A 13,434-nucleotide genomic window follows, 5' to 3' on the forward strand; every position below is an offset into this window, starting at 1 on the left:
CCGGCAAGTGCCCGGCGCCCAGGGGCCCCCTGGTGGACACCGGCGGCCCCGCCCCCGGCGAACCCGGGCGCGGCAGGCCCCACGCCGCCTTGCATGATGGGCTCTGACCTGGGAGGAGCCCGTATGCCACCGATTCGGACATTGCTGGCCCTGCCGGTGGCCGCCGCCCTGTTCGGTCTGCCCCCGGCCGACTCGTCGGCCCTCTCGATGCCGCCCACGGACGCGGTGCTGCCCCTGCTGGTGACCCAGGGCAGGGCCCCGGCCGCGGCCCTGCTGGCGCATGAGGGCACCACCGCCCGCTATGCCGCCGCCGGTTCGGGAATCGCCCGGTCGGACCACTTCCGCGCCGGCAGCATCACGAAGACGTTCATCGCGACGGTCGTGCTGCAACTGGCCGCCGAGCACCGGCTGTCACTGTCCGACACGGTGGAGCAGCACCTGCCCGGCCTGGTGCGGGGAGCCGGCAACGACGGCCGCGCGCTGACCCTGCGCTCCCTGCTCACCCACACCAGCGGCCTGCGCGACTACACCAAGGACACCGGCGGGACCGCGCCCGTCACACCCCGTCAGGCCCTGAACCTCGCTCTCACCCACCCTCCGGCCGAACGCGGCCGCTTCTCGTACTCGAACACCAACTACGTCCTGCTCGGCCTGGTCATCGGGCAGGTCACCGGCCACTCGTACGCCACCGAGGCCGAGCGCGGCATCATCACTCCCCTGCGTCTGACGGGCACCTCCTTCCCCGGATCCCGCTCCTCGCTGCCCTCCCCGCACGGCCACGCCTACGCCGCCGACGGAACCGACGTCACCGAACTCGACCCTCGGGTGGCCGGAGCCGCGGGTGAGCTGGTGACCACGCTCGCCGACCTCGACCGCTTCTACGGGGCCCTGCTCGGCGGTCGGCTGCTGCCCCCGCACTGGCTGCGCGAGATGCTCGACACCCGTGCCGCACACGGCGCGTACGGCATGGGGCTCTTCCCCGAGAAGCTTCCGTGCGGCACGACGGTGTGGGGACACAACGGGCACATATCCGGCAGCTACGTGCGCAGCGCAGCCACCGTCGGCGGCCGACGTGTCCTCACCTTCCGCGTGAACACGGACGCGATAGCCGATCCCGGTCTCGAACCCGCGGTACTCGCGGCCGAGTTCTGCCCCCGCACCTCGTAGAACGACCCGTCCCCGAACGAAGATCCCGCTTCCCGCCACCCGTTCGAGTGACATCCGCAGGAGCCCCGCCGTCGATCTGCGACGGCCGGTCTACAACGGCACGATGTCCGGCGCCCCCAGCCGTGCCGCGTCCGCCGTCAGGTCGTCCGGCTGCCGCTGCGACTCCCGCTCGGCCTCCACCCGCTTCTGGTAGTGCTCGACCTCGCGCTCGATCTGGCCCTTGTCCCAGCCCAGCACGGGTGCCATCAGCTCGGCGGCGTCCCGTGCGCTGCGGGCGCCCCGGTCGAAGGTCTCGATCGAGATGCGCGTCCGCCGGGTCAGCACGTCGTCCAGATGCCGGGCCCCCTCATGGGAGGCCGCGTACACGATCTCGGCGCGCAGATAGTCGTCGGCCGCGGCCAGTGGCTCGCCCAGCGACGGGTCCTCGGCGATGAGCTGGAGCAGCTCCTCGGTCAACGTCCCGTAGCGGTTCAGCAGGTGCTCGACCCGCACCACGTGCAGTCCGGTCCGGGCGGCGATCCGGGCCCGCGCGTTCCACAGTGCCCGGTAGCCCTCGGCGCCCAGCAGCGGCACGTCCTCCGTGACGCAGTCGGCGACGCGCATGTCGAGCCCGTGCACCGCCGCGTCCACCGCGTCCTTGGCCATGACCCGGTACGTCGTGTACTTGCCGCCCGCCACGACGACCAGCCCGGGCACCGGGTGCGCCACGGTGTGCTCGCGCGACAGCTTGCTGGTGGCGTCCGACTCCCCCGCGAGCAGCGGTCGCAGGCCCGCGTACACGCCCTGGACGTCGTCCCTGGTGAGCGGGACCGCCAGCACCGAGTTCACATGGTCCAGCAGGTAGTCGATGTCCGCGCTGGACGCCGCCGGGTGGGCCTTGTCGAGGTCCCAGTCGGTGTCCGTGGTGCCGACGATCCAGTGCCGGCCCCAGGGGATGACGAACAGCACGGACTTCTCCGTGCGCAGGATCAGCCCGCTCGTGGAGTGGATCCGGTCGCGCGGCACGACCAGGTGGATGCCCTTGGACGCCCGGACGTGGAACTGGCCCCGCTCCCCGACCATCGCCTGGGTGTCGTCAGTCCAGACGCCGGTGGCGTTGACGACCTGCTTGGCCCGGATCTCGTACTCGCCGCCGCCTTCGACGTCCTGCACCCTCGCTCCGACGACCCGCTCGCCCTCGCGCAGGAAACCCGTCACCCGGGCGCGGTTCGCGGCCTTCGCGCCGTAGGCCACCGCCGTACGCACGAGGTTCGTCACGTAGCGGGCGTCGTCCATCTGCGCGTCGTAGTACTGAAGCGCCCCGACCAGCGCGTCCTTCTTCAAGCAGGGAGCCACGCGCAGGGCGTGAGAACGGGTCAGGTGGCGGTGCATCGGCAGGCCCCGGCCGTGCCCCCGGGCCATGGACATGGCGTCGTACATGGCGACGCCCGAACCCGCGTACAGCCGCTCCCAGCCCTTGTGCTGCAACGGGTACAGGAACGGCACGGGCTTCACCAGATGCGGGGCGAGCCGCTCCAGCAGCAGGCCGCGCTCCTTCAGGGCCTCGCGGACGAGTGCGAAGTCGAGCATCTCCAGATAGCGCAGGCCGCCGTGGATGAGCTTGCTGGACCGGCTGGAGGTGCCGGACGCCCAGTCACGCGCCTCGACCAGACCTGTGGACAGGCCCCGGGTCGCTGCATCGAGCGCGGTTCCCGCGCCCACCACGCCTGCACCCACGACCAGCACGTCCAGCTCGCGCTCGGCCATGGATGCGAGTGACTCGACGCGCTGCGTCGGTCCGAGTGTCGCTGTCCTCACCGCTGCCTCCCGCTCATCGGTCGCACCGGCCGCACCCGTCGGACGCGGCCCCGTCCGTATCCCCCTGCCCAGATTCTGACCGGGTTGCCCGACTTCAGCCACCACGGGCCCGCAGCCTGTGGACAACGCACACGGAACACTCACCGAAACTCGGCCGCGCAATCCCGCATATCGGTCATATTTACTCCTAGTCTGACATTGCGCTCGCCCGTCCTGTCCACAGGGCTTGCGCACCTGTCCCACTTCGGCTACCGGGAAGGACGGCCGCCATGCCCGCAGATCTCGCCGTCATCGGACTCGGCCCGTACGGCCTGCCGCTGGCCCAGGCCGCCGTCGCCGCCGGCATCCCCACCCTCGGCTACCGGACCGGCCCGGAGACGGGCTCGCTGAGCCCCGCCGAACTGCGCCGGATGCTCTCGGGGGGCTTCCGGCCGGCCACCGACCCGGCCGAGCTCGGCAGGGTACGCACCGCGGTCGTCTGCGCGCCGACCCCGCCCGGAGCGGACGGCGGGCTCGACCTGAGCCAGCTGGAAGCGGCCGCCCGCACCCTGGCCGGCCACCTGCGCCCGCACACCACGGTGATCCTGGAGTCACCGGTGTACCCGGGGACGACGGAGAAAATCCTGCGTCCGCTCCTCGAAGAGGGCTCCGGGCTGCGTGCGGGCCGCGACTTCCACCTCGCGTACTCCCCCAGCCGCGTCGACCCCGGCAACCGCGACGTCACGCCGGCCACCACTCCCAAGGTCATCGGCGGTCTCACCCCGGCCTGCACCGAGTCGGCCGCCGCCTTCTACGGGCGGCTGACCGACAAGGTGGTACGCGCGCGTGGGCTGCGCGAGGCGGAGACGGTGCACCTGCTGGAGACCAACTACCGGCACGTGAACATCGCCCTCGTGAACGAGATGGCCGTCCTCTGCAACGACCTGGGCGTCGACCTCTGGGACGTCGTCCGCTGCGCGGAGACCAAGCCGTTCGGCTTCCACGCCTTCCGCCCGGGCCCCGGCGTCGGCGGCCACTCCGCCCCCCAGGACATGACCGCCCCCGGAGGCCGCGGACTGCGCATGGTGGAACTGGCCCGGCAGGTCAACGACCGCATGCCGGGCTACGTCGTCCAGCGCGCCGCGACCCTCCTCAACGAACACGGCAAGTCCGCCCGGGGCGCACGCGTGCTCCTCCTCGGGGTCACCTACAAGCCCGACCTCGCCGACCTCGAGGGCACCCCGGCCCGCGAGATCGCCCTGCGGCTGCGGGAACTGGGCGCGGCGGTCAGCTACCACGACCCCTACGTCCCGGCCTGGAGCGTCCTCGACCACCCGGTGCCCCGCGTGGACTCCCTCTACGAGGCAGCGGCCGACGCGGACCTGACCATCCTCCTCCAGCAGCACCGCACGTACGACCTCCAGGGCCTGTCGGTGAAGGCCCAGCTCCTGCTGGACACGCGGGGGGCAGCGCCCATGGGGGCGGCGCATCGGTTGTGAAGGGGGGTGCGCGGGGTGCGTGAGCCCAGGCAACTGGTGGCATGAGGCACGCGGCGCGGGTACCTTACGGACACAGGTGGAGCCCACCGCAGCGGTCACTGCGGCAGGCTCCTGGATGGATCAGGGAGTGCCCGCCCCTAGTTCTCGTGGGGGCGGCCGCTCACCATCCGAAAATTCGCAAGATCCACCTCCTCCGGCACTGCACCATCCACGCGCCCCTTCACGCCCACTTGGGCACACAAAAGGGCCCGGCCACTCCCCCGAGTGACCAGGCCCTTTCAATCGGAGCGGACTACCGCCGGTGCTGCGAGTCCGCCACCGTCACCTCGACGCGCTGGAACTCCTTGAGCTCGCTGTAGCCGGTCGTGGACATGGCGCGGCGCAGGGCGCCGAAGAGGTTCATCGAGCCGTCGGGGGTGTGGGACGGGCCCGTGAGGATCTCCTCCAGGGTGCCGACCGTGCCGAGGGCGACCTTCTTGCCACGCGGCAGCTCCTCGTTCACCGCCTCCATGCCCCAGTGGTGCCCCTTACCCGGGCCGTCGGTCGCGCGGGCCAGCGGGGAGCCCATCATCACGGAGTCCGCACCGCAGGCGATCGCCTTGGGCAGGTCGCCGGACCAGCCGACACCGCCGTCCGCGATCACGTGCACGTACCGGCCGCCGGACTCGTCCATGTAGTCACGGCGGGCGGCGGCCACGTCCGCTACCGCCGTGGCCATCGGGACCTGGATGCCGAGGACGTTGCGCGTGGTGTGCGCCGCGCCGCCGCCGAAGCCGACCAGCACACCGGCCGCGCCGGTGCGCATCAGGTGCAGGGCCGCCGTGTACGTGGCGCAGCCGCCGACGATCACCGGGACGTCCAGCTCGTAGATGAACTGCTTCAGGTTCAGCGGCTCGTGCGCGCCGGAGACGTGCTCCGCGGAGACCGTCGTACCGCGGATGACGAAGATGTCCACGCCCGCGTCCACGACCGCCTTGGAGAACTGGGCGGTGCGCTGCGGGGAGAGCGCGGCGGCGGTGACGACGCCGGAGTCGCGCACCTCCTTGATGCGCTGCCCGATCAGCTCCTCCTTGATGGGAGCCGCGTAGATCTCCTGCAGACGGCGGGTCGCGGTCTCCGCGTCCAGGCCGGTGATCTCGTCGAGCAGCGGCTGCGGGTCCTCGTAGCGCGTCCACAGGCCCTCGAGGTTCAGCACGCCGAGGCCGCCGAGCTCGCCGATGCGGATGGCCGTGGCCGGGGAGACGACCGAGTCCATGGGGGCGGCCAGGAAGGGCAGCTCGAAGCGGTAGGCGTCGATCTGCCAGGCGATCGAGACCTCCTTCGGGTCCCGGGTACGGCGGCTGGGGACGACGGCGATGTCGTCGAATGCGTACGCCCGGCGGCCGCGCTTGCCGCGCCCGATCTCGATCTCAGTCACGTCTGTGGCCTTTCCCTGATGCGTTGCAGCGTCTTCCAGTATCGCCGACGGGCACGACGAGGGCGGCCCCGGATGCCCCGGGGCCGCCCTCGGAAGGCCGGGCCGCTACTTGCTGCGGCTGTAGTTCGGTGCCTCGACCGTCATCTGGATGTCGTGCGGGTGGCTCTCCTTGAGGCCCGCGGAGGTGATCCGGACGAAGCGGCCCTTGGTCTCCATCTCCTCGATGGAGGCGGCGCCCACGTAGCCCATGGTCTGGCGCAGGCCGCCGACGAGCTGGTGCAGGACGTTGGCCAGCGGGCCGCGGTAGGGCACCTGGCCCTCGATGCCCTCGGGCACGAGCTTGTCGTCGGAGCCGACCTCGGCCTGGAAGTAGCGGTCCTTGGAGTACGACCTGGCCTGGCCGCGGGACTGCATCGCACCGAGCGAGCCCATGCCGCGGTACGACTTGAACTGCTTGCCGTTGATGAACTGCAGCTCGCCCGGGGACTCCTCACACCCGGCGAGGAGGCTGCCCAGCATCACGGTGTCGGCGCCGGCGGCCAGGGCCTTGCCGATGTCGCCGGAGTACTGCAGGCCGCCGTCGCCGATCAGCGGGATGCCGGCCGGGCGGGCCGCGAGGGACGCCTCGTAGATGGCGGTGACCTGCGGGACGCCGATGCCGGCGACCACGCGGGTGGTGCAGATGGAGCCGGGGCCGACGCCGACCTTGATGCCGTCGACACCGGCGTCGATCAGCGCCTGGGCGCCGTCACGGGTGGCGACGTTGCCGCCGATCACGTCGACGCCGACGCTCGACTTGATCTTCGCCATCCAGCTGAGCGCGTTGCTGTTGTGGCCGTGCGAGGTGTCGACGACCAGGAAGTCCACACCGGCGGCGGCGAGCGCCTGGGCGCGCTCCAGGGCCTCGGGGCTGGCGCCCACGGCCGCGCCGACGAGCAGCCGGCCCTCGGAGTCCTTCGCCGCGTTGGGGTACTGCTCGGCCTTGACGAAGTCCTTGACCGTGATGAGGCCCTTGAGGACACCCGCGTCGTCGACCAGGGGAAGCTTCTCGATCTTGTGGCGGCGCAGCAGCTCCATGGCGTCCGCGCCGGAGATGCCGACCTTGCCGGTGACCAGCGGCATCGGGGTCATGACCTCGCGCACCTGACGCGTACGGTCCGACTCGAAGGCCATGTCGCGGTTGGTGACGATGCCGAGCAGCTTCTTGTTGCCGTCGGTGACGGGGACGCCGCTGATGCGGAACTTGGCGCACAGGGCGTCGGCCTCGGCCAGCGTCGCGTCGGGGTGCACCGTGATCGGGTCGGTGACCATGCCGGACTCGGAGCGCTTGACCAGGTCGACCTGGTTGACCTGGTCCTCGACGGAGAGGTTGCGGTGCAGCACGCCGACGCCGCCCTGGCGGGCCATCGCGATCGCCATGCGGGACTCGGTCACCTTGTCCATCGCCGCGGACAGCAGCGGGATGTTCACCCGGACGTTGCGGGAGATGCGGGACGAGGTGTCGACCGCGTTGGGGAGCACCTCGGATGCGCCCGGCAGCAGCAGCACGTCGTCGTAGGTCAGCCCGAGTGTCGCGAATTTTCCGGGCACTCCGTCGACGTTGGCAGTCATGACACCTTCCCCAAATGGCCTTGATCGGTGCGGATGTCCATGCTAACGGGAAGCGCGGCTGTCTCATTCCACGGATCCGGCCCGCACCGGGCTTCGTATGTTCGTACGGAAGCGGCGCACCGCCTGTTCAACGAAGGGCCGCTGAGGGCCTACTGCTCGGCCAGCGCCCGCAGTCGGCTCAGCGCCCTGTGCTGAGCCACCCGGACCGCGCCGGGTGACATTCCCAACATCTGGCCGGTCTCCTCGGCCGTGAGTCCCACCGCGATCCGCAGCAGCAGCAGCTCTCGCTGGTTCTCGGGGAGGTTGGCCAGCAGTTTCTTGGCCCATTCCGCGTCGCTGCTGAGCAGGGCGCGCTCCTCCGGACCCAGGGAGTCGTCGGGACGCTCGGGCATCTCGTCGGAGGGGACGGCCGTGGAGCCGGGGTGGCGCATAGCCGCGCGCTGCAGGTCGGCGACCTTGTGGGCGGCGATGGCGAAGACGAACGCCTCGAAGGGGCGGCCGGTGTCCCGGTAGCGGGGCAGTGCGAGGAGCACCGCCACGCAGACCTCCTGGGCGAGGTCCTCCACGAAGTGCCGGGCGTCGCCCGGCAGACGGGACAGACGGGTGCGGCAGTAGCGCAGGGCCAGCGGGTGGACATGGGCGAGCAGGTCGTGCGTGGCCTGCTCGTCCCCGTCGACGGCGCGGTGGACGAGCGCACCGATCGCGCCCTGGACATGGGCCGCCTCGTCGTCGCGCATCGGTCCATGGTGCCTTGCGGCCGCAGGGTCCGCGGCACCGCGCCCGTTGTTGTGCACCGAAGCGTTATGAGCAGGTGCGCCGGCACTCATCCCCTGCGCCCTCCCCTTCCGCTCGACCGACTCGTCCCCGAGGAACTCCACACCCTCAAGGATGCGGCATCCGCGGCGAAACGAGCAGCGGGCCTCCGGCGGACCCCCGGCCCACCCGCGCCCACCTGGCTTTCCGTGCCCTCACGACCACCGCTGGGACCTGCCGTTCGAATCAGCCCGGGGGCGTGGGCCCCCGACTGTGCCCTCCCGGGCTCTCGACCCCGCTCGGGCAGGGACGGGCCCCCGACGGAACTGTCGTCGGCGGCCGACTCCGGCATGCGCGGTCGCGGCTCCCGCGGGGGCATCCGCATGCCCCCGCTCACCGGCAGGGGCCGGAGCCCCCGCCTCGGAGCCGGCCCGATCCGAGGGACGGGCGTGATCCGAACAACAGGCCCTAGCGCACCAGACCCCACCGGAAGCCGAGCGCCACGGCGTGGGCCCGGTCCGAGGCGCCGAGCTTCTTGAACAGGCGCCGGGCGTGGGTCTTGACGGTGTCCTCGGAGAGGAACAGCTCGCGGCCGATCTCGGCGTTCGAGCGGCCATGGCTCATGCCTTCGAGGACCTGGATCTCACGCGCCGTGAGCGTGGGCGCCGCGCCCATCTCGGCCGAGCGCAGCCGGCGCGGGGCGAGCCGCCAGGTCGGGTCGGCCAGGGCCTGGGTCACCGTCGCGCGCAGTTCCGCGCGGGAGGCGTCCTTGTGCAGGTAGCCGCGGGCACCGGCGGCGACCGCGAGGGCCACGCCGTCCAGGTCCTCGGCGACGGTGAGCATGATGATGCGCGCACCGGGGTCGGCGGACAGCAGCCGCCGGACCGTCTCGACGCCGCCCAGTCCGGGCATGCGTACGTCCATCAGAATCAGGTCCGAGCGGTCGGCCCCCCAGCGGCGGAGGACTTCCTCGCCGTTGGCCGCCGTCGTCACGCGCTCTACGCCGGGCACGGTCGCCACCGCACGACGGAGCGCCTCTCGGGCAAGCGGGGAGTCGTCGCAGACGAGGACGGAAGTCATGACCGCCCTCCGCAGCTGATGCACGTCACCTTGAGCCTCCAGGCTGGTACGAAATCGTCACCTGTGCGGTCGACCGTCTCGGACGCAGGTCCGAGCACTTGTTCCTTCAACCGCCTCGCACTCTCAACGACGGTCACCCGAAAGAGTTACGGGGGCGGCTGCCCTCTTCGGCACTCTACGTGAGGGGGCGGACACGTTGGAGATATGCACAGCAGACCCTCGAACTTTCATCACAAGCTATGCCCCATTCAGACCTATTTCTTCCGCTTTGCCAGTGTCTGGAGCTAGATTCGCAATGAGTCATATTTTCATCTCCTTAGATCGTAGTTGTACGGTCGTAGACACCGGATCCGGACAAAACGGCTGCAAGGGGTCACGTAATGGCAGATTTCTCCCGCCTTCCCGGACCGAACGCGGACCTGTGGGACTGGCAGCTGCTGGCTGCCTGTCGCGGGGTGGACAGCTCGCTCTTCTTCCATCCGGAGGGTGAGCGCGGTGCGGCGAGGAGCGCTCGTGAGAACTCGGCCAAGGAGGTCTGCATGAGGTGCCCGGTACGCGCGGAGTGCGCCGCTCACGCCCTGGCGGTGCGTGAGCCGTACGGCGTGTGGGGCGGGCTGACCGAGGACGAGCGCGAAGAGCTGATGGGGCGGGCGCGCAACCGGCTGGTGTCGGCATCGGCACCGGGCGGGCACACCGCCTCGAACACCTGAAGGAACGTTTCTGCACGCAGGCACGCGCACGCGTGCCGTTGGTTTTGACGCGAGTGGGCCGCTACTGGCGACGGGCGGCCCGGGCCAGCTGGTCGAGTGTCGCCGCCACGGCCGGGACCTGTGCGAGGTCGGGCAGGGTGAGCGCGACGATCTCCCGCCGCACCGCCGGTTCCAGCCGCACGGCGCGCACGCCCCGGGGCCGGACCGACTCGACGGCCAGCTGGGGAAGGACGGCCACGCCCAGGCCGGCCCCGACGAGACCGACGACCGCGGGGTAGTCGTCGGTCGCGAAGTCGATGCGCGGGGCGAAGCCGGCCGCCGAGCACACCTCGACCAGCTGTCCGCGGCAGCGCGGGCAGCCCGCGATCCACGGCTCCTCGGCGAGCTCGCCGATCGCGACGGACCGGGCGCCCGCGAGCCGGTGGCGCTCCGGCACGAGCGCGACGAGCCGGTCCGACAGCAGCGGTCGTACGACGAGGTCGTCCCACTCCTCAGCCCCTACCGCCCCCTCGTAGCGGAAGGCGAGTGCCACGTCGCAGTCGCCCTCGCGCAGCAGGCCCACGGAGGCGGGCGGCTCGGCCTCCTCCAGGGAGACACGGGTGCCGGGGTGCGCGGCGCGCAGTGCGGCCAGGGCCGTGGGGACGAGGGTGGAGCTGCCGCTGGGGAAGGAGACGAGCCGGACCCGTCCGGCGCGCAGCCCGGCGATGGCGGCAACCTCCTCCTCCGCCGCCGTGAGCCCGGCGAGGATCCCGGCGGCGTGCCGCACCAGGGCCTCGCCGGCCTGGGTCAGGCGCATCTCGCGTCCGGTGCGGATCAGCAGCGGCGTGCCGACGGACGTTTCCAGGGCCTTCATCTGCTGGCTGACGGCGGGCTGGGTGCAGCCCAGCTCGCGGCCCGCGGCGGAGAAGGAGCCGGTGGTCGCGACGGCGCGCAGGACGCGGAGATGGCGAGCTTCGATCACTCTTCGAGGATAAGCGACCCTTTGATGACTTTGCGAATAATGCGTCGACGCTTTGGGGGCGGTCGCTTACCGTGCGGTGCATGAAGCTTCTGTCTGTGAATCTGGGCCGTGCCGAGGCCGTGCCGTACGCGGACGGCCCCGGGGGCGTGACCGGGATCGACAAGCGGCCGGTGGACGGGCCGGTGCGGGTGTCCGCGCCCGGGCCCAAGGGCGTCGGCGGGAGCGGTCTCGCCGGGGACGCGGTGTGCAAGCTGGAGCACCACGGCGGCGACGACCAGGCGGTGTACGCCATGGCCCGCGAGGACATGGACGCGTGGGAGCGCGAGCTGGGCCGGACGCTGCCCGACGGCGCGTTCGGCGAGAACCTCACGACCCGCGGGCTGGACGTGTCCGGTGCCCTGATCGGCGAGCGCTGGCGCATCGGCCCCGAGGTGGTGCTGGAGATCACCTCGGGACGGATCCCGTGCCGTACGTTCCAGGGCCATCTGGACGAGAAGGGCTGGGTGAAGCGGTTCACGCAGCGGGGGGCGCCGGGGGCGTATCTGCGGGTGATCGAGTCCGGGGAGATCCGCGCGGGCGATGCCGTCGAGATCGTGCACCGGCCCGGCCACGACGTGACCGTGGCCCTGCAGTTCCGGGCGGTGACGACCGAGCGGGAGCTGCTGCCGCGGCTGGTGGCCGCGGGCGAGGCACTGCACCCGGAGGTGCTGCGGACGGCCCGCGAGTACCAGGAGAAGTACGGCAGCTGACGGCAGCTCACCACGCCTGTCTCCACCGACCCTTCACCACGGACGGCCCCCGGGGGAAGCGGATGCACTCAGTCCGGGTCACTAACCTTCTGCCATGACAACGGCTCTGATTACGGGATCGACGGCAGGCATCGGGGCCGCGTTCGCGCGGCGACTGGCGGCGGACGGGCACAACCTGGTGCTGGTGGCCCGCGACACCAAGCGGCTTCGGGAACAGGCGACCGAGCTGCACGACCGGCACGGCATCGAGGCCGAGGTGCTGACGGCCGACCTGGCCGAGGACAAGGGCATCGAGGCGGTGGCCGCACGGCTCGGCGACCGCAGGAACCCCGTCGACCTGCTGATCAACAACGCCGGGTTCGGCAACAAGGGCCGCTATCTCGACGTCTCCATGGCGGACGAACTGCGGATGCTGAAGGTGCACTGCGAGGCGGTGCTGCGGCTGACGTCGGCGGCGACCGGGGCGATGCGCGAGCGGGGCCGGGGCGGCGTGGTCAACGTGGCGTCGGTGGCCGCCTTCGTCCCCCGGGGCACCTACGGCGCCTCCAAGGCCTGGGTCGTGCAGTTCACGCAGGGCGCGGCGCGCGACCTGGCCGGCAGCGGCGTACGCCTGATGGCGCTCTGCCCGGGTTTCGTGCGCACCGAGTTCCACGACCGGGCCGGGATGGGCACCGACAACATCCCGGGCTGGATGTGGCTCGACGCGGACAAGCTGGTGGCGGCGGCGCTGCACGATCTGGCGCGCGGCAAGACGCTGTCCGTCCCGGATCCGCGCTACAAGGCGCTGATGGGCGCGGCGAAGCTGGTGCCGCGGGGGATGCTCGGGGCCGTCTCCTCCAGGACGGGGCGGAAGTACGGGCCGCAGTAGGAGCCTTGGACCGAGAGGCGACGGGCGGCTCCGGTTGGGACAATGAAGCTGTTCAGCCGGACCCAGGGGGGCCGGAGGCGAGGCCATGACCTTCGTACAGCTCATCGAATGCAGGACCAGCCGGCTCGACGAGATGAACCGGCTGATGGACCGGTGGGTCGAGCAGACCAAGGGGAAGCGGACCGCGTCGCACAGTGTCGTGGCGACGGATCGGGCCGATGCCTCGCACATCGTGGAGATCGTGGAGTTCCCGTCGTACGAGGAGGCGATGCGCAACTCCGGGCTGCCGGAGACCGACCGGATCTTCCAGGACATGGTGGCGCTCTGCGAGGAGACGCCGACCTTCACGGACCTGGACGTGGTGCGGGACGAGCAGCTGTACGCGGCCACCGCGCGCAGGTTCTTCGAGCTCGCGCCGGGCCGGGGGGACGCGCCGCCGTTCAACGACGTGTTCGTCGAGGACTACCACGACCACGATCCCGCCAACGTGCAGGACGTCATCGGGCTGGACGCGCTCCGGCGCGAGGTGGAGGTGTGGCGGGGCGGGTTCGACTTCTCGTTCACCGTCGAGGACCAGCTGGCGCAGGGCGACCGGGTGTGCACCCGTTGGTCCTGGAAGGGGCACCACCAGGGCGACTTCCTCGGGATTGCGCCGACCGGGAAGGACGTCACCATGACCGGGACGACCGTCCACCGCTGCACTGCGGACGGGAAGATCGCCGAGGGCTGGTGGCAGTACGACCGGCTGGGGCTGATGCAGCAGCTCGGGGTGCTCGATCCGCTGGAGCTGTGACCGGCGGGACCTACGGCAGAGGCCCCCGTTCCGCCTGGGCGGAACGGGGG

Annotated in this window: 12 protein-coding genes; 6 read left to right on the top strand and 6 right to left on the bottom strand. The window is 71.3% G+C overall.

Annotation, left to right across the window (positions count from 1 at the left end):
- Nucleotides 1–123 precede the first annotated feature (123 nt).
- Nucleotides 124–1,167, top strand: coding sequence for a serine hydrolase domain-containing protein (locus ACFCXS_RS02080; RefSeq protein ID WP_376641028.1), 1,044 nt, complete (start codon nt 124–126; stop codon nt 1,165–1,167).
- Nucleotides 1,168–1,257: 90 nt separating this feature from the next.
- On the opposite strand, the gene ACFCXS_RS02085 is transcribed toward ACFCXS_RS02080, so the two are convergent.
- A complete protein-coding gene (locus ACFCXS_RS02085) occupies nt 1,258–2,964 on the bottom strand; it encodes a glycerol-3-phosphate dehydrogenase/oxidase (RefSeq protein ID WP_376641030.1) in 1,707 nt (568 codons plus the stop codon).
- A gap of 269 nt (nt 2,965–3,233) precedes the next feature.
- Here ACFCXS_RS02085 and ACFCXS_RS02090 point away from each other — a divergent pair, with 269 nt between their 5' ends.
- The gene (locus ACFCXS_RS02090; RefSeq protein WP_376641032.1) at nt 3,234–4,442 is read left to right on the top strand and encodes a nucleotide sugar dehydrogenase; all 1,209 of its coding nucleotides are present in this window, start codon (nt 3,234–3,236) and stop codon (nt 4,440–4,442) included.
- Nucleotides 4,443–4,734: 292 nt separating this feature from the next.
- On the opposite strand, the gene ACFCXS_RS02095 is transcribed toward ACFCXS_RS02090, so the two are convergent.
- From ACFCXS_RS02095 to ACFCXS_RS02110, 4 genes are all read right to left on the bottom strand, one after another.
- Nucleotides 4,735–5,859 (bottom strand): GuaB3 family IMP dehydrogenase-related protein, encoded by a 1,125-nt coding sequence (locus ACFCXS_RS02095; RefSeq protein WP_033311552.1) that lies wholly within the window; start codon nt 5,857–5,859, stop codon nt 4,735–4,737.
- Between the two features lie 105 nt (nt 5,860–5,964).
- Entirely contained in the window at nt 5,965–7,470 is a 1,506-nt protein-coding gene (gene guaB, locus ACFCXS_RS02100; RefSeq protein ID WP_376641034.1) for an IMP dehydrogenase, read from the bottom strand.
- A 149-nt stretch (nt 7,471–7,619) separates the two neighbouring features.
- Nucleotides 7,620–8,207: a sigma-70 family RNA polymerase sigma factor gene (locus ACFCXS_RS02105; protein WP_376641036.1), complete on the bottom strand. Its 588-nt coding sequence runs from the start codon at nt 8,205–8,207 to the stop codon at nt 7,620–7,622.
- Nucleotides 8,208–8,691: 484 nt separating this feature from the next.
- Nucleotides 8,692–9,303, bottom strand: a complete 612-nt coding sequence (locus ACFCXS_RS02110) for a response regulator transcription factor (RefSeq protein ID WP_003948568.1) — start codon at nt 9,301–9,303, stop codon at nt 8,692–8,694.
- A gap of 380 nt (nt 9,304–9,683) precedes the next feature.
- On the opposite strand from ACFCXS_RS02110, the gene ACFCXS_RS02115 reads away from it, so the two are divergent.
- On the top strand, nt 9,684–10,013 hold the full coding sequence (locus ACFCXS_RS02115) for a WhiB family transcriptional regulator (protein WP_344459293.1): 330 nt from the start codon (nt 9,684–9,686) through the stop codon (nt 10,011–10,013).
- 61 nt (nt 10,014–10,074) lie between these two features.
- Here ACFCXS_RS02115 and ACFCXS_RS02120 read toward each other — a convergent pair whose 3' ends face one another.
- Nucleotides 10,075–10,974 carry a LysR family transcriptional regulator gene (locus ACFCXS_RS02120; RefSeq protein ID WP_376641039.1) on the bottom strand — a complete coding sequence of 300 codons (900 nt, stop codon included), beginning with the start codon at nt 10,972–10,974 and terminating at the stop codon, nt 10,075–10,077.
- An 80-nt stretch (nt 10,975–11,054) separates the two neighbouring features.
- On the opposite strand from ACFCXS_RS02120, the gene ACFCXS_RS02125 reads away from it, so the two are divergent.
- From ACFCXS_RS02125 to ACFCXS_RS02135, 3 genes are all read left to right on the top strand, one after another.
- Nucleotides 11,055–11,723, top strand: a complete 669-nt coding sequence (locus ACFCXS_RS02125; protein ID WP_376641041.1) for an MOSC domain-containing protein — start codon at nt 11,055–11,057, stop codon at nt 11,721–11,723.
- 94 nt (nt 11,724–11,817) lie between these two features.
- Nucleotides 11,818–12,591: an SDR family NAD(P)-dependent oxidoreductase gene (locus tag ACFCXS_RS02130; protein ID WP_376641042.1), complete on the top strand. Its 774-nt coding sequence runs from the start codon at nt 11,818–11,820 to the stop codon at nt 12,589–12,591.
- 85 nt (nt 12,592–12,676) lie between these two features.
- Nucleotides 12,677–13,384 (top strand): ester cyclase, encoded by a 708-nt coding sequence (locus ACFCXS_RS02135; RefSeq protein ID WP_376641044.1) that lies wholly within the window; start codon nt 12,677–12,679, stop codon nt 13,382–13,384.
- Nucleotides 13,385–13,434 lie beyond the last annotated feature (50 nt).

The organism is Streptomyces sp. NPDC056373, assembly GCF_042262425.1.
Lineage (GTDB): Bacteria > Actinomycetota > Actinomycetes > Streptomycetales > Streptomycetaceae > Streptomyces.